Source organism: Amycolatopsis marina (assembly GCF_900111885.1).
Classification (GTDB): domain Bacteria; phylum Actinomycetota; class Actinomycetes; order Mycobacteriales; family Pseudonocardiaceae; genus Amycolatopsis; species Amycolatopsis marina.
In genome coordinates this window covers 167,804-184,028 of sequence record NZ_FOKG01000007.1, presented here as the reverse complement: position 1 = coordinate 184,028, position 16,225 = coordinate 167,804, and the positions used below count along the sequence as shown (strand labels likewise).

Below are 16,225 nucleotides of genomic sequence, written 5' to 3'. Positions count from 1 at the left end.
CCAAGTGAGCCGGCAGATCCCAGTTATCCACAGGTGGAAATTGGATCTGTCCAGGAGCGCCCTTCTCACCGAACAATCGGTGGGTGGACGAATGGATGGGGGATGTCCGAGAGTCGGACGGATTGATACTCAGAGACAACGCACTGCACGCCGGTGTCGACCCGGACCAGATCATGAAGGCACTGCGGACAGGACGGCTGCGGCGCCTGCAGCGCGGCATCTACATCTGCCGGGCCGACGAGGTCACGCCGCTCGCGCTGGCCCGGGCCGCGGTGCTGACCACTGGAATCGCAGACGCGGTTGCGAGCCATCACACGGCTGCCCGGGTGCACGGCATCCCGCTGCCCGACGGGCGAGGTCCGGAACATGTGACCGTGGCGCGGACGCAGCGCCGCATTCGCCGGAAGGAACTCGTGTTCCACAGCCGGGAGATGGACCTCGGTGACGTCGACGTCCACCGGGGAGTACCTGTCACCCGGCCACCGCGGACGTTGATCGACCTCCTCCCCGTGATCGAGGAGACCGCCGCGGTGTGGGCAGTGGACGACTCGCTCCGGCGGCGGCTGGTGGGTAGAACTGAACTGCTGACCGCACTGGACGCGAGACCCGGGGCACCGGGCGACGCACTGGCCCGTACCCGGGTCCTCAGCGCTGACGGGAAAGCGGAGTCACTCCTGGAGACGGCGGGTCGTCTCGCGCTGCGCAACAGTGAGGTTCCACTGCCCGAAGCGCAGTACCGTGTCGTCGCGCACGACGGCAGTGTCTTCTACCTCGACGGCGCCTACCCGGAGCACATGGTCGGGCTGGAGTTCGACGGGCAGGGCGTCCACAGTGAACCGGAGGCGCTCTATCGCGACCGCTGGCGGCAGAACCTGCTCGTCGCGGAGGGCTGGACCATCCTGCGGTTCACCTGGTGGGACATCATGCACGGCAAGGCAAGGTTCGTCGCGTCGGTGCGCTCGGCACTCGGTATGACGGCGCCCTGAGTTGGCGCGAGAAAAAGCAGTTGTTGATCTTACTTGGTGGTACTTGCAGGCGTACCTACCTGATGTGGGAGAGGGGGACCAGGTCGTCGGCGTGCACGACCTCGCGGCGCTGCTCCGCGGGGAGGTCGTGACTGGAGCGGCCGACCAGTTCCGGAAGCTCCATGGCGTCGAAGCTCACCACTCCACGCGCGACGACCCGCTGGGCGGCGTCCACCAGGTCCACGACGTCGCCTGCCTGGAAGTCCCCGTCCACTCCCGTGACGCCCGCCGCGAGCAGCGACCGCCTCCGGGTGAGCACCGCCTCGACCGCTCCGTGGTCGAGGTGCAGCCTGCCGGAGGACCCTGCCGCATAACCGAGCCAGAACCGACGGGCCGACAGCCTGGTGCCGGCCGGGGTGAAGGCGGTACCGACATCGGCGACGCCGAGCGCCTCGGCCGACTGCGTGGCGGCTGCCAGCAGCACGGGGATACCCGCGGCCGCCGCCGTGCGCGCCGCCGCGACCTTGGACACCATCCCCCCGGTGCCGAGCCCAGAGCTCGACATGCCCACCACTAGACCGTCCAGATCGGACTCCCCGGTGACCTCGGCCACCTTGCGGGTCGCCCCGTCCCTGGGGTCACCGTCGTACAGAGCGTCTACATCGGACAGCAGAACGAGGGCGTCGGCGCCGATCAGGTGAGCGACGAGGGCAGCGAGCCGGTCGTTGTCCCCGAACCGGATCTCCTCGGTGGCCACGGTGTCGTTCTCGTTGACGACCGGTACCGCGCCGAGCGCGAGCAGCCGGGAAAAGGTGCGCTGCGCGTTGCGGTAGTGCGCACGACGAACAACGTCGTCGGAGGTCAGCAGCACCTGGCCGACCGTGAGCGAGTACCGGCCGAACGACTCGGCGTAGGCGTGCGCCAGCGCCAGCTGCCCGACGCTCGCCGCGGCCTGCTGGGTGGCGAGATCCCGTGGGCGTGCCGCCAGCGCCAGCGGGGCCAGCCCGGCGCCGATTGCGCCCGACGACACCAGCACGAGCTGGGTGTTCCGGGAAATCCGGTCGGCGATGGCGTCCACCAGTGCGTCCAGCCGCGCGGTGTCCAGGCCATCGCCCGCCGTCGTCAGTGCCGACGAGCCGACCTTGACGACCAGCCTGCGTGCCGACGCGATCGCCTCTCGGGTGTCAGTCACCGGACTCCGCATCGCCCTCTTCCGTCCCGTCCCGCCGCATCCGGCGGGCTTCCTTGCGCTCGGCGGCGGAGATCCGGCTGGTGTCCTCGAGCCGGGCATCCGTTCCCCGGCCGGACATGTGCGCGGCCACTCCGGCCGGTGTGGACGGTTCCCAGTCGAACGTCACGTCGCCGATCGTCACCGGGCTGCCCGGCTGCGCACCCTGGCGGGCGAGTTCCTCCTCGACACCCAGCCGGTTCAGCCGGTCGCCGAGGTAGCCCACGGCCTCGTCGTTGCCGAAGTTCGTCTGCCGCACCCATCGCTCCGGGCGCGTTCCCCGCACGATGAAGCCTTCCGGATCATTCGGGTCGGACTCGACGGTGAAGCCGGAGTCGTCGACGGCAGCGGGTTTGAGAACGATCTTCGCCGGTTCCGGGGCAGGCTGTGCGGCTCGATACCGCTCGACGACCTGCGCCAGCGCGAACGTCAGTTCCCGCAGCCCCTTCCTGGTCGCCGTCGAGATCTCGAACACCTGAAAACCCCGTGCCTCCAGGTCGGGCCGCACCAGTTCCGCGAGTTCCGCGGCCTCGGGCACGTCCACCTTGTTCAGCACGACCACCCTGGGTCGCTCGGCGAGGTCCCCGCCCAGACTGGGGGTGTACCTCGCGAGCTCGTTCTCCAGCGCGTCGACATCGGACAGCGGGTCCCTATCGGACTCGTAGGTCGCGCAGTCCACCACGTGGACCAGCACCGCACACCGCTCGATGTGCCGGAGGAAGTCGAGGCCGAGGCCCTTGCCCTCGCTCGCCCCGGGAATCAGACCGGGAACGTCCGCCATCGTGAACACGGTCTCGCCCGCTTCGACGACGCCGAGGTTCGGCACGAGCGTCGTGAACGGGTAGTCGGCGATCTTCGGCTTGGCAGCGGACACCACGGAGATCAGCGAGGACTTTCCGGCGGAGGGGAACCCGAGCAACCCGACATCGGCGACCGACCGCAGCTCCAGCACCAGGTCACGCGCTTCGCCCTCCTCGCCGAGCAGGGCGAAGCCAGGGGCCTTGCGCGCGCGGGAAGCCAGCGCCGCGTTCCCCAGACCGCCGCGCCCACCCTGGGCCGCGACGAATGTCGTGCCCGCTCCCACGAGGTCGGCGAGCACCTCGCCGTCCTGGGTGAGCACCACGGTCCCGTCGGGCACGTGCATCTCCAGCGACTGCCCCGCGGCACCGTTGCGGTTGCTGCCCTGCCCCTGTTTGCCGTTGCCCGCTCTGGCGTGCGGCCGGAAATGGAAGTCCAGGAGTGTGTGCACGTTGGGGTCGACGATCAGCAGCACATCGCCGCCGTTGCCGCCGTTGCCGCCGTCGGGCCCACCCAGTGGCTTGAACTTCTCCCTGTGCACGGAGGCACAGCCATTCCCGCCGTCCCCTGCGGCCAGATGAATCACCGCGCGGTCAACGAACCGGGATGCCATGGTGTACCTCTCTCAGTATGGACAGGACAACGACTCTTCCCAGCCTGTCCTCAGTGGCTGTTGGCAAACACGCGTCCACGCCACGTAGCTCCAGTTCACCAACAGGCCCCTATACGACAACAAGGGGCGGGGCCGGATATGTTCCGGCCCCGCCCCTTGGTCAGGACTCTCGATAGAAGACCTGAGCTCAGGCTTCCGTCGGGACGATGTTGACCGTCTTACGACCACGCTTGGAACCGAACTCGACCGAACCAGCGGCGAGCGCAAACAGCGTGTCGTCGCCACCGCGACCGACGTTGACTCCGGGGTGGAACTTGGTACCACGCTGGCGAACCAGAATCTCACCCGAGTTCACGGCCTGACCGCCGAAGCGCTTGACCCCGAGCCGCTGGGCATTGGAGTCACGGCCGTTACGGGAGCTGGACGCACCCTTCTTGTGTGCCATGGCTGGTCAAGTCCTTACTTGTTGATGCCGGTGACCTCGACACGGGTCAGCTTCTGCCTGTGCCCCTGCCGCTTGTGGTAACCGGTCTTGTTCTTGAACTTGTGGATGCGGATCTTGGGGCCCTTGGTCTGCTCGACGACCTTGCCGGTGACCGAGACCTTCGCCAGCGCGTCAGCGTCCGTGGTGACCTCACCGCCATCAACGAACAGCACGGCGGGGAAGCTGTGCTCGGTCCCCGGGTCGCCCTCGAGCTTCTCGACCTCGACGACGTCGCCGACGGCCACCTTGTACTGCTTGCCGCCGGTCTTGACGATCGCGTACGCCGACACGGAAGTCTCCTGCTTACTCGACAATGGGTGGGGGCTTGCGCGGCCGTCCCACACGAGGCGGTCCGGGAGTCGCGCAATGCGGCCCGCTCTGTCGGCGGGCCGCTGTCCAGGTTACGGGGCCCCCGAAATGAGGGTCAAACCGGGGTGGCCGAAACCTGGGGTCAACTGGTTTCCGTCGCGTTGACCGGCGGCCCGGCCGGCCGGGAGGCCGCCCGCCTGCGTGGCCGCCTGCTGGTCGCCGGTGCGGCGGCAGCTGGCTCCGTGACAGCGGAGCCGGTGCTTTCGGCGTTCTGGACGCCCTCAGTGTGCTCGGAAACCTCGGAGACGGTTGAGCGCTCCGGCTCCCCGGCGGGCTTCGTAGCCGGTTCAGCAGGCTCGGCAGAAGTCTCCACGGCGGTCACAGCGCGTTCCGCGGACCCCGCCGGGCCAGCGGGCCGGACCGCCCTGGTCGGAGCTGCCGGCGGCTTCTCCGCCTGGACGGCCCGCTGCGGCTCAGCCGGAATCTCGGACTCCTCGGGTGCAGCGGCGGCGCGCTGCGCCGTCCCCTGCTCACCCTCCCCGGACGGCAGGTGGCCGTTGCGCGGCGAGTCGCCGGAAACCTGTGTCTCCCCCGCATCGTCCCCGCCCTTGGTCTGGGCCACCTTGGCGGCGCTGGCCATTGCCTGCACCGCCGTCACCACCGATTCACGCTGCTCGGGCGTCGGCCCCTGGGGGGCGGGTTCCGTGCGAGCAGGCTCCTGCGCCGCGGTGTCCTCGCCCTTGCCCCGGCCACGGGAGCGACGGGAGCCACCACCGTGCTGCTGGGCGCCACTTCCACCGCTACCGCCGTTGCCGCCGGTACCTGCCACCCGCTGTGGCTCGGTGGAGACGACGACGCCGCGGCCCTTGCAGTGCTCACAGTTGTTGGAGAAGGCCTCGAGGAGACCTGTTCCGACCCGCTTACGGGTCATCTGGACGAGTCCGAGCGACGTGACCTCGGCCACCTGGTGCCGGGTGCGGTCCCGGCCGAGGCATTCGGTCAGCCTGCGCAGCACCAGGTCCCGATTGGACTCCAGCACCATGTCGATGAAGTCGATGACGATGATGCCGCCGATGTCCCGCAGCCGCAGCTGGCGGACGATCTCCTCCGCCGACTCCAGGTTGTTGCGCGTCACCGTCTCCTCGAGGTTGCCGCCCGAGCCGGTGAACTTGCCGGTGTTGACGTCGATGACGGTCATCGCCTCGGTGCGGTCGATCACCAGGTAGCCGCCCGAGGGCAACCAGACCTTGCGGTCCAGTGCCTTGGTGATCTGCTCGTCGATCCGGTAGTCGGCGAAGACGTCGGCCTTGCCGACGTAGCGCTTGAGCCGGTCGGCCAGGTCCGGCGCCACATGCTGAACGTAGGAGTGAATGGTCTCCCACGCCGTGTCGCCCTGGACCTCCAGTTTGGCGAAGTCCTCGGTGAACAGGTCACGCACGACCTTCACCAGCAGGTCTGGCTCCTCGTAGAGCATGGTCGGAGCGCTGGACTTCTTCTTTCCGGAGTTGCCGCCCGCGCTCTCGATCTTCTCCTTGATGACGTCCCACTGCGCCTTGAGGCGCCGGACGTCGCGATCGAGCTCCTCCTCGCTGACGCCCTCGGAGGCCGTCCGGATGATCACCCCGGCGTCCTCGGGGACGATCCGCTTGAGGATGTCCTTGAGCCTGCGCCGCTCGTTCTCCGGAAGCTTGCGGGAGATGCCGGTGGCCCCGCCCGCGGGGACGTAGACCAGGAACCGGCCGGGCAACGAGATCTGCGTGGTGAGCCGGGCGCCCTTGTGACCGACCGGATCCTTCGTGACCTGCACCAGCACGCTGTCGCCGGTGGAAAGGGCCTGCTCGATCTTGCGGGCCTTGCCCTCGAGCCCCGCCGCATCCCAGTCGACCTCGCCCGCGTAGAGCACGGCGTTGCGGCCGCGGCCGATGTCGATGAAGGCCGCCTCCATGGAGGGCAGCACGTTCTGCACCCGGCCGAGGTAGACATTGCCGACAATCGACCCACTGCCCGACGAGGTCACGAAGTGCTCGACGAGCACACCGTCCTCGAGTACGCCGATCTGTGTCGAGTCACCCTTCTCGGCGACGACCATCGTGCGCTCGACCGACTCACGGCGCGCGAGGAACTCGGACTCGGACAGGATCGGGGCACGCCTGCGACCCGCTTCCCTGCCGTCCCGCCTGCGCTGCCGCTTGGCCTCCAGCCGGGTGGAGCCGCGCACGCTGCGCACGCCGTCACCCTTGCTCTCGCCCTTGCTCTCGCTTTTGCCCTCGCCCTTGCTCTCCCGGACGTGGACCACGGTGTTGGGCGGATCGTCCGGGGTGGAGCCGTCGGCGGAGTCCTCGCCACCGCCCTTGCGCCTGCGGCGGCGACGGCGCCGCCTGCTGGCCGAGTCGGAATCGGAGTCGTCGGCGTCGCCCTCGGCGGGGCCGTTGTCCCCGGCAGGCTGATCGCCGCCCTTGCGGCCCTTGCCCTGGTCGTCGCCGGAGGTGTCTTCGGCGGCGGACTCCTTGCCCGGCTTCTCGGACCGGCCGGACTTGTCGCCGCCCAGACCGGAGTCGTCCTTGCCGGCGGGAGTTTCTTCGCCGGTCTCCTGCGGTCCGTCCTCGCCCCCCTTGCCACGGCCGCGGCCACGGCGGCCACGGCGCCTGCGCCTGCGGCCACCGTCCGTGTCATCGCCGTCCCCGCCATCGGCGGTGTCGGCGGCGTCCCCGACCTCGGCGGGGCTCTCGGCCTCCACCTTCTCGACCTTGGCGGCCTTGGCCTGCGACTTCTTCTCCGGACCCGCAGCGCGCTCCGGACTCGCAGCGCGCTCCGGGTCCGCCGTCGTGGAGGCGGCAGGCTCGGGCGGCAGGAAGACCGGAGAAGGCGCCGCGAACACCGGGACGTGCGGCTTGCCCGCCGCCTTGCTCGCGGTGTCCGGCTCGGGCGAGCCCGGCCCCGCGGGGATCGGCGGCCGGGTAGCCGTCGGCGCAGGGGGTGGTGTCTGCTCAGCAGGTGCTTCCGGCGCCGCGGGCTGCTCCTCGCCGCCGCTCTCGATGGCGCCGAGCGATGCGGCGACACGCAGTGCGACCTCGCGGTGGACGCTCGACTGCGCGCTGCGGGCGGTCTCGCCCAGCTCACCCAACTTGACGAGCAGCTCCTTGCTGCTCGTCCCGAGCAACTTCGCCAGCGCGTGCACCCGGATCCTGTCCGGCAGCTCGGCCAGCGGACCGCTCGTGGGTGCGGCGGTAGTCCCGCCCTGGTTCTCGGCGGGAATCTCCGCGTTCGACATATGTCTCCTCCGCCCCCGGGCGCGTACACCTGCCGGCTACCGGCCGAGGCAGTTCCTCGACCCGGCACCGGCTGGCTGGACGCGGCCGCGCAGGGGCCCTTTCTGTTTTGTCCGCCGCAGTGGTACCGACAGCGGGAATCCTTGTCACTCTTGCCTCACGCCACGAAGGCTCCGGAACGTCCGGGCCGCCGGTGGCAGGTCCTCTCGGTGACGTGCTGGCCGGGCGCTGGCTTCTCGCCACCTCCCACATCGTCGAGCCGCCGGCACCCGTGGCGCTCAGCGGCGACGTCATGGCGCTCGTCCAGTGCGTCACCGGGTCGTCGCACCGGCATTCACCGTGTCTGCCACGGCGGCACCGGCCCAACGCCCGTCACCGAGTATCCCACACGAGGCGTCCCCTGGAGTGTGGTCGGTCCCGCAAGCGCCCCCGTCAGCGCTCCGACGTGCGCACGGAGCGCAACACGCGCAGTCAGATCCAGCTCACGGCGAGTGCACCGATCGGTGGCGCAGGACACCGGCCGGGGGAACTTCGCCGATTCGCTTGTCCACCCATCCCAGGGTGGCTACCGTGCGCCTCGGGGCAGACGACCGGCAGAAGCGGTAGCCGGTCTGCGCGACGTCTCATCCATGGAGGTCCACGGTGTCCGTGCTGCGGCTCACCACTGTGGCGATCGCGTCCGCCGCGGTGCTGGCCGGACAGCTGATCGCGGCGGGCGGAGCAGCAGGCGCAGGCGAGGACGCAGGCCGCTGCGTCGATGTCGGCCCGCAACTGCGCTACCTCGTGGTGTTCGACCAGGACACGCCCAAGGAGGAGGCCGAGCGGGAGATTTCGACCGCCTGTGGCCGCACCACCATCTTCTACTCCGCGATTTCGGTTGCCGTGGCGACCTCCCGCCAGCCCGAGTTCGCCGACCGGATCGGGCCGGGCCGCGCGTACAGCGCTCAGGCCGCCCGCGCGACGACAGACCGTAGCGGTGACGGCACCGCGAGTACACTCCGCGAAAGCCCCCGGGCAGCGGCGGCGAGCCTTCCCGCCGCCGATCGCACCTCCGAGCAGTGGAACCTGCGCATGATCGGCGTCGAGCCGGGAGCCGGCCCTTCGGGAAGCGCGGACGTCGTGGTGGGAGTTCTCGACTCGGGTGTCGACGCGAGCCATCCGGATCTTCGAGCGGCCGTGGCGCCCGATGTGTCGGCAGGTTGCCTCGGTGGAGTTCCGGTCACCGGCGAAGCGGCGTGGCTGCCCTCCAACTCCGCGCACGGGACACACGTCGCGGGCACGATCGCGGCGGCCGACGACGGTCAGGGAATCACCGGCGTCGCCCCCGGCACCCGCATCGCCTCGGTGAAGGTGGTCGACGACAGCGGTCACGTCGATCCCGAGGCGGCGGTGTGCGGCCTGATGTGGGCGGCCGAGCAGGGCATGAACCTGACCAACAGCAGTTTCTCCGTGGGCTCCTGGTCACCCTCCTGCCGCCCCGCCGACGACAGGGGGGTCGTGCACGAGGCCGTGACGCGCGCGGTGGAGCATGCCGAGGCGCAGGGCACCCTGAATGTGGCGGCAGCCACCAACGGCGGAGTCGCGCTCACCCCCACGGACGGGGACACGGACTCGGCCGCGTGTGAGGCACTGCCCGCGGGCCTGCGCACGATGGTCACGGTTTCCGCGGTGAGCAGGGACGGCGTGAAGGCGGACTACAGCTCCTACGGTCTCGGCGTCGTGGACCTGACCGCACCCGGCGGAGCAGGAGACGACTGCGTGCTGTCCACCGTTCCCGGCGGCTACGACTCGTTGTGCGGCACCTCGATGGCGGCGCCGCACGTGACCGGCGCCGCGGCACTGCTGGCCGCCACCGGACAGACCTCACCCGGCCCGCTACGCGACGCCCTCACCGAGCACGCGGAACCGGTGCCCTGCCCCGCGGACTACGACGTGACCGGAAACGGCTCGCAAGACGCGTACTGCGCCGGATACGCCGGGTACAACGGGTTCTACGGACACGGCATGCCGGATGTCAGCGCGACCCGGGCCACCGGCGACACCCGCACGGCCGGCTTCTCCCTGGCCCGCTGAACCGGACTCATCTCAGCAGCAGCCCGGCGAGCCTCCGCGACGTCGCGAACATGCCGATCGCCACCATGACCAGCAGGTACGCCACGTGCCCGATCATGCTGATGTCGAGTACCCCCACGGAGAGTCCGCGCATCAGCTCCACCCCGTGGTAGAGCGGAATGCACTGGACCACGACCTGCAGGCCGTCCGGGTAGACAGACAGCGGGTAGAACGTGGTGGAGAACAGGAACATCGGCATGATCGCGAGCTGGATGTAGTCGAACTGCGTCGGTGAACGCAGGAACGTGGCACAGACCATGCCGACCGAGGCGAAGGCCAGCGCGACCAGCAGTGCCACCGGGAGCATCAGCAGCGCCCACGGTGAGGCGATGAGTCCCATCGCGCCCATGACGGCGAGGAACGCGGTCGCGTAGGCGCCCCCACGCAGCACCGCGAAGGCAATCTCGCCGATCGCGATGTCGAGCGGCCCGATCGGCGTCGCCAGCATCGCGTCGTAGAGCTTGGCGTAGCGGAACTTGAAGAACACGTTGAACGTGGAGTCGAACACCGCGCCGTTCATCGCCGAGGCCGCCAGCAGTGCCGGCGCGACGAACGCGACGTAGGACATCGTCTGTCCGCCAGGGCCGGCCACGTCACCGACGAGCTTGCCGAAGCCGATCTGAAAGGCGAAGAGGTAGAGCACCGGCTCGACCACGCCGGAGGCGAAGACCAGCCAGAGCCGGGACGACACGAGCAGCGAACGCTCGATCAGCGCGCTCGCGCGGCCCGCGTACAGCCCGGGCGGGAGGATGCGCGGCAGCAGGCCGCGCCGGGGGGCGTCGGTGAGCGCAGGCAGGTCAGTGTCTGTCGGCAACCGCGCGTCACGATCGACTCGGCCAGCAGAGCGGCGCGGAGCGCCACCGTCTGGGTGGTGGCGGGAGACGGGCGGGCGGGGCTCGGACTCACGCACGAAACTCACCATCACGAGTTATGCGCCCCGCCTCGTCGCTCGTGGGCTTCGCCAAACACAGTGGCGCGAAGCGCTTCCGTTTGGGTGGTGGTGGGAGACGGGCGGGCGCTCTCGGGGGCACCATCGCCACAAAACTCCATTCATCGACAGGCACGTCAGACCATCAATCTCTGGTAGAACCGGTGCCGGGCGACTAGCGCCCCCGTGAGGAACACCGCGATCAGGAAGGCCAGGTGCCCCAACGCGGGCAGCGGGCCGAGTCCGCCGAGCGTCGCCCCACGGGCCAGTTCGTTGCCATGCCAGAGCGGAGAGATCCACGCGAGCGGTCGCAGCACCACCGGGATCTGCTCGACCGGGAAGAACGTGCCCGCGAACAACGTCATCGGCATCACCACGAACCGGAACAGGGACGCGAACCGCTGCCCCTCGTCAAAGGTTGACGCGGCCAATGCCATGACAGGTGCGGCGCAGGCGACACCGGTGACCACGCCGACGAGAACCACGAGCACGGCGCCCACGTTCAGCCAGGCGCCGAACGCCAGAGCGACCAGTGCGTAGACCACTCCGGAGAGCAGCAGCCGCATCGCCACCCAGAGGAGCTGGCCGCCCAGCAACTGCCCTGGCGTGATCGGCGTCGCGGTCACGGCGATGTAATTTTTCTGCCACTTGAAGCCGGACAGCACGGGATAGCTGGATTCGCCCACGGCATACTGCATCGACCCGGCCACGAGCATCGCGGGCGCGACGTAGTGCAGATAGGACAGTCCGCCCGTGGCCGCGCCGGGCTCCACCTGCGAGCCGAAACCCAGCCCCATCGCCGCGAGGAACAGCAACGGCTGCAGTCCCGACGAGTAGATGTTCGACTTCCAGTAGCGCCGGTACCAGGTCCAGTGCCCCTCCACCCGCAGCCAGGCCGCACGCCAGGAACCGATCACCGGCCGCTCCGGCGCCTCCGTGCTGGTCACCTCGCCCCCCCACGACATGCTCGCTCACACTCCACCCACACGACATGCTCGCTCCGCTGCGCGTGTCACGCATCTCGCTCGGCGGACAACTCCCAGCCCACTCCCCCACCGCTGCCGCCTCACTCGACCAGCGTCCTGCCGGTCAGTTTGAGGAACACGTCCTCCAGCGTGCTGCGGCGGACCAGGCTGGACACCGGCCGGAGGCCGCGGGCGTGGACCTGTTCCAGTGCGGACTCGCCTTCGGCCGTGTAGAGCAGAATCCGGTCCGGCAGCACCTCGATCCGATCGGCGAGATTCCGGACGGAGTCGGCCACACCCGCCTGCTCGCCGGGCGCGAAGCGCAGTTCCAGCACCTCACGAGTGGAGTACCGCCGGATCAACTCCGACGGCGAGCCCTCCGCTGCGATCCGGCCGCCGTCCATCACGACGAGCCGGTCACAGAGCTGCTCCGCCTCGTCCATGTAGTGCGTGGTGATGATCAGCGTGACGCCACGGGATTTCAGCCGGAACAACCGATCCCACAGCAGGTGCCGTGCCTGCGGGTCCAGGCCGGTGGTGGGTTCGTCGAGCAGCAGCAGTTCCGGGTCGTTGACCAACGAGCGGGCGATTGTCAGCCTGCGCTTCATGCCGCCGGACAACGGTTCGACCTCGTCGTCCGCGCGCTCGGACAGCTGGGCGAACTCCATCAGCTCGACCGCCTTCTGCCGGGTGTGCGCGCGGGACAGGCCGAAGTAGCGGCCGTAGACCTGGAGGTTCTGTCGTACCGTCAGCTCGTTGTCCAGGTTGTCCTGCTGCGGCACCACGCCCATCCGGGCCCTGATCCGCGGTCCGTCCCGCTCGGGGTCCATCCCGAGCACGGTCAGGTCGCCGTCGGAACGCGGCGACACACAGGCGATCATGCGCATCGTGGACGACTTGCCCGCGCCGTTGGGCCCGAGAAAACCGAAGGCCTCGCCCCGGCGAACCTCCAGGTCGATCCCCTTGACCGCCTCGAACTCCCCGAATCGCTTGACCAGGGCTTTGCCCTGGACGAGCGGTGCCTCATCGTCGGTGTGTCCGTCCACGATTCGCACCCTGCCATGGATCACCGACAGAAATCGACCGGATAACGGCGGCGGGGCAGAACCAGGTGCTGCCCCGCCGCCGGATCAGCGCGTCACCCGGATCGTCAGCGACCGGTGGGTGCCGTTGACCGTGACTTCCAGGTCCGCCGTCCCCGGTCGCAGCGCGGTCAGTGTGCCGGTCCGAGGATCGAACGCGGCGACGTAGCCGTGCGCCGGCCGGGGCTTGCCGCCCTTGGCCGGCAGCGCGCCGATGTACACCGAACGCCCGCCGGTCCAGTCCGCACTGACCGGATAGTCAACGGGTACCGGAGTGTCCCCCTGCAGCACGGTGGCGGCCACCTGTGCCGTGCTTCCCTTGGCCAGTGTCGTCGGGCCCTCGATCCTCAACTCGTCGACGTGCGCCCGGGTCTCGATCCGGAACGGGTCCGCCCGCCGGTCGGGGTCCACCCCGACCAGACTCCATCCCGTGAAGCCGCCGTCCTCGGGAGCGGCGGCGGGTGACTTGCCCGCGTTGCCGTTGATCAGGTACGGCACACCGTCCACCCGGGACAGATCGAACACCCCGGCGTGGGACGTGACCACCGCGGCCGGTTTGCCGGAGTCCTGCTCGAACTCGGTGAGCCACTCGGTCACCAGGTCTGCTTCCTTGCGGTCGGCCAGCTGTGAGTTCCCCGTCGGGCTCGGATCCTCGACGGGATGGTGCATGGCCACCATGACCGCGCGGGTCCCGGCGTCGTCCTTGGCGTCGTCCAGCGCGTCGCGCAGCATCCGCACCTGGTCGAAGCCTCCCGCACGCAGGCTGCCGCGCGAGGTGTCCAGCAGCACGAGCCGGACACCGCGCAGGTCCACCACGCGGTGTGTCTCGCCGAACTCCGCCGCGAACTCCGTGATCCCGTTGCCGCCATCGGCCTCGTGGTTTCCCGGCACGTAGTACCACGGCACGGCGTCGCCCAGTTCGGTGTCGAGAATCGATCTCGCGAGGTCGAAGTCCGCCTCGGTGCCCCGGTCAACCAGGTCGCCGTTGATGAGCACCACGTCGGGTTTCGCCGCCAACGCTTCACGCAGGGAGCGCCGTGCCTGCTCGACCAACGGTCCGTCCGGGTTGTCGGCGGTGAACTGCGCGTCGCTGACGACGGCCACCCGGACGCGATCCGCACCGGCCGTGCCGTCGGTGACGAGCGCCGGGTCGCGCGGCGACGGGTCGGCGGGCACCTCGACCGACGGTGCCACCGACACGGTCAGCTCGTCGAAGACAAGTCGACCCTCGTACTGCTGCGCGGGCACGTTCTCCACGGCGTAGAACCGGGTCAGCCGCTGCCCGTCGGGCAGGCCGTCCGGCAGCGTGGCCTCGACATACCGCCAGCCCGTCCAGTCCACGCTCAACGAGAGGTCCACAACGGACGCCACATTCGCCGCGTCCCGCAGTTCCGCCCTGAGCCAAGCGCCCTTGCCGTCTCCGTTCACCCACACACCCAGCTGCTGGGCCCCCGCGGGCAGCGCGAGCGGGGCGGTCGCGGTGACGTAAGCCGCCCGAGTGGCATTCGTGCCGGTGAGGCGGTAGTCCAGCGCCAGGCCCGCGCCACCCTCGCGGCCGGGGGCCGGGGACAACGCGGCGCCGACCACGGCCGGATACACGCTCGCGCGCCAGCCGCCAGGCCCGTCGAGCGCGTGCAGTGTCCGTGGCTCGCTGCCCACCGAGGCGGCGAGATGGGTGGTCAGCCCGCCCGCCGTCACCGAGATCACCGAAGCTCCGGACTCCGCGAGCGCCGTGACGGCGAACCGGTCGCCGTCGGGTTCGATCCGCACGACCGAGGGGTCGAACTCGAGCTTCACGTCGTCAGGTTCGATCCAGGTGCCGTAGCCGTCCGCGTCGTACCCGTACACCTGGAACTCGCCACGTGCACCCGCTCCGGACAACGCGATCTGCTCCGTGCTCGATCCGAGACGCACCGGCTTGCCGAGCACGGTCACAGTGGTCTTGCCGCGCACTCCCCGAGCGACCGCGTGGACATCGACCGTGGCACGTCGCGCCGGGTCGCGCTGGTCTGCGTGGGCGGTGAAGTCACCGCCGCTCACGGTGCCCCTGGATGGGTTCGTCGTGTACCAGAACGGACGGGACTCGACCGCAGCGCCGGTCTCGTCGTGCCCGCCGTGGACGAGGCCACGGGACAGTCCGGAAAGGACCCGCTCCGCGTTCTCACTGTCCAGGCGGGGACGCGGGGACAGACCGGTGAGGTTGCCGCTGCCGGGTTCGGTCGCGAATCCGAGACCGTTGGGCACGAGCCGCTCGCCTCCGTCCGAAGGCGAGTTGTGCACGCTCGTGGCCCGTTCACCCTGTTCCCGCGCGAGCAACGTGGACGATCCGCCACCGTCGAGGTTGAGGGCGTCGTCCGCCCCGAGCGACTTCATGTGCTGCGCGAGTTCGAGCTCGGTCATCCCCCTGCTGTCGGCCTGCCTGCCGTCGATGGTGGCCAACCACATCTTCGTGCCGTCGGCGGAGAAGCCGACCGCGGTCCTCGGGTGCGTGGCGACGTTGTCGACCTGCTGGATCTCCCCATCTCGGAGCAGCACGCGGTTACCCCCGACGGACACGGCGAGTTCCCCGGCGTCGCTGCGTGGCGCGTACTCCACACCGACCCGGTCGCCCTCGCTCAGTCCTGCGAGGGCATCCGCTCCCGCGTCGCGGGCGAGCAGAAGGGTGCTGCCCGCGGCGATCGGTCCCTCCGTGACGGAGTCGCGGACCGCGGCGACCGTCCCGTCGCGGAGTTCGACCTCCAGCACACTCCCGGCTCCCGTGACGGCTGTGCCGCGCGAAGCCGCGCCCCAGAGCGGGGTGTACACCCCGATCCCGCCCGCCGGGATCCGGGCGCCGTTGAAGTTCGTGGCACGGACCTCCGCGCCGCCGGGCAGGGTCACGGTCGCATCGAGGAACACCTCGGCGAGGCGTGCCGTGCCCTCCTTGGTGATCGAGGCGGTGAGGTTGTGTCCCTCGGCAGGCGCGGTCTGCAGTTCGCCTTCGTCCAACCCGACACCGAGGGGCGCCCCTGTGGCGTTGATGTCGAAGAAGTCCCCGTTGACCCCCGCGACCGCACCCGCGCGACCGGCCTGTTCGGACAGTGGGGTCCGGGCCGATACCGTGCCGGGGCTCAGATAGGTGGGGCGCAGTCCTTCGGTGCCGAGGTCGACTGCCAGCGTGTCGCCACGGATCCAGCCGTCGGGGTCGAAACGGTCGAACTCGGTCAGTGTCAGCCCAGGCGCGACCGGCGCGGTCGCGGTGTCGGTGACAAGCCCGCGCTCGTCATCGCTCGCCGTGGCGATCCGCGGCCGTTGGGCGACAGCGGAAACCGGCCCCTGTGCGTCCGAGGACGCCGCCGGAGTTGACTCGATGGGTGGCGGTCCGAGCGGCGCGGCGAGCGGGTCGGCCGCGGCCGGAGACAACGGCAGGACGAGGGCGATCGCCAGCAATGGCAGGGCGGCGACGCGTCGTGACTTTTTCACAGGCTTCCCC

At 69.9% G+C, this 16,225-nt stretch carries 11 protein-coding genes; 2 read left to right on the top strand and 9 right to left on the bottom strand.

Annotated features, from left to right (window positions below):
• Nucleotides 1-83: 83 nt before the first annotated feature.
• Nucleotides 84-986 (top strand): PDDEXK family nuclease, encoded by a 903-nt coding sequence (locus BM199_RS13760; protein ID WP_091673493.1) that lies wholly within the window; start codon nucleotides 84-86, stop codon nucleotides 984-986.
• 55 nt (nucleotides 987-1,041) lie between these two features.
• Here the strand turns inward: BM199_RS13760 and proB are convergent, their stop codons facing one another.
• The 5 genes from proB to BM199_RS13735 form a co-directional block, all read right to left on the bottom strand.
• The gene (proB, locus tag BM199_RS13755; RefSeq protein WP_425425525.1) at nucleotides 1,042-2,169 is read right to left on the bottom strand and encodes a glutamate 5-kinase; all 1,128 of its coding nucleotides are present in this window, start codon (nucleotides 2,167-2,169) and stop codon (nucleotides 1,042-1,044) included.
• The gene (gene obgE / locus BM199_RS13750) at nucleotides 2,150-3,604 is read right to left on the bottom strand and encodes a GTPase ObgE (protein WP_091673489.1); all 1,455 of its coding nucleotides are present in this window, start codon (nucleotides 3,602-3,604) and stop codon (nucleotides 2,150-2,152) included. Before obgE ends, proB begins: the two co-directional genes overlap by 20 nt.
• Nucleotides 3,605-3,791: 187 nt before the next feature.
• Nucleotides 3,792-4,049, bottom strand: a complete 258-nt coding sequence (rpmA, locus tag BM199_RS13745; protein WP_091673488.1) for a 50S ribosomal protein L27 — start codon at nucleotides 4,047-4,049, stop codon at nucleotides 3,792-3,794.
• Between the two features lie 14 nt (nucleotides 4,050-4,063).
• Complete coding sequence (rplU, locus tag BM199_RS13740) at nucleotides 4,064-4,378, bottom strand: 50S ribosomal protein L21 (protein ID WP_091673486.1); 315 nt, start codon at nucleotides 4,376-4,378, stop codon at nucleotides 4,064-4,066.
• 161 nt (nucleotides 4,379-4,539) lie between these two features.
• Nucleotides 4,540-7,668, bottom strand: coding sequence for a translation initiation factor IF-2 N-terminal domain-containing protein (locus tag BM199_RS13735; RefSeq protein ID WP_091673485.1), 3,129 nt, complete (start codon nucleotides 7,666-7,668; stop codon nucleotides 4,540-4,542).
• 640 nt (nucleotides 7,669-8,308) lie between these two features.
• Between BM199_RS13735 and BM199_RS13730 the strand changes: the two genes are divergently transcribed.
• The gene (locus tag BM199_RS13730) at nucleotides 8,309-9,739 is read left to right on the top strand and encodes a S8 family serine peptidase (protein WP_091673483.1); all 1,431 of its coding nucleotides are present in this window, start codon (nucleotides 8,309-8,311) and stop codon (nucleotides 9,737-9,739) included.
• 7 nt (nucleotides 9,740-9,746) lie between these two features.
• On the opposite strand, the gene BM199_RS13725 is transcribed toward BM199_RS13730, so the two are convergent.
• The 4 genes from BM199_RS13725 to BM199_RS13710 all read right to left on the bottom strand — a co-directional run bounded on the left by BM199_RS13725 (nucleotide 9,747) and on the right by BM199_RS13710 (nucleotide 16,215).
• Entirely contained in the window at nucleotides 9,747-10,592 is an 846-nt protein-coding gene (locus BM199_RS13725) for an ABC transporter permease (RefSeq protein WP_425425524.1), read from the bottom strand.
• A 251-nt stretch (nucleotides 10,593-10,843) separates the two neighbouring features.
• Nucleotides 10,844-11,671 (bottom strand): ABC transporter permease, encoded by an 828-nt coding sequence (locus BM199_RS13720; RefSeq protein ID WP_091673480.1) that lies wholly within the window; start codon nucleotides 11,669-11,671, stop codon nucleotides 10,844-10,846.
• Between the two features lie 101 nt (nucleotides 11,672-11,772).
• Nucleotides 11,773-12,726, bottom strand: coding sequence for an ABC transporter ATP-binding protein (locus BM199_RS13715; RefSeq protein ID WP_091673732.1), 954 nt, complete (start codon nucleotides 12,724-12,726; stop codon nucleotides 11,773-11,775).
• A 75-nt stretch (nucleotides 12,727-12,801) separates the two neighbouring features.
• Nucleotides 12,802-16,215, bottom strand: coding sequence for a phosphodiester glycosidase family protein (locus BM199_RS13710; RefSeq protein ID WP_245788346.1), 3,414 nt, complete (start codon nucleotides 16,213-16,215; stop codon nucleotides 12,802-12,804).
• Between the last annotated feature and the right edge of the window lie 10 nt (nucleotides 16,216-16,225).

What these genes read in the sequence shown, in the direction of transcription:
- proB (WP_425425525.1), bottom strand. Translation starts at nt 2,169, where the DNA reads ATGCGGAGTCCGGTGACTGACACCCGAGAGGCGATCGCGTCGGCACGC.
- obgE (WP_091673489.1), bottom strand. Translation starts at nt 3,604, where the DNA reads ATGGCATCCCGGTTCGTTGACCGCGCGGTGATTCATCTGGCCGCAGGG.
- rpmA (WP_091673488.1), bottom strand. Translation starts at nt 4,049, where the DNA reads ATGGCACACAAGAAGGGTGCGTCCAGCTCCCGTAACGGCCGTGACTCC.
- BM199_RS13735 (WP_091673485.1), bottom strand. Translation starts at nt 7,668, where the DNA reads ATGTCGAACGCGGAGATTCCCGCCGAGAACCAGGGCGGGACTACCGCC.
- BM199_RS13720 (WP_091673480.1), bottom strand. Translation starts at nt 11,671, where the DNA reads ATGTCGTGGGGGGGCGAGGTGACCAGCACGGAGGCGCCGGAGCGGCCG.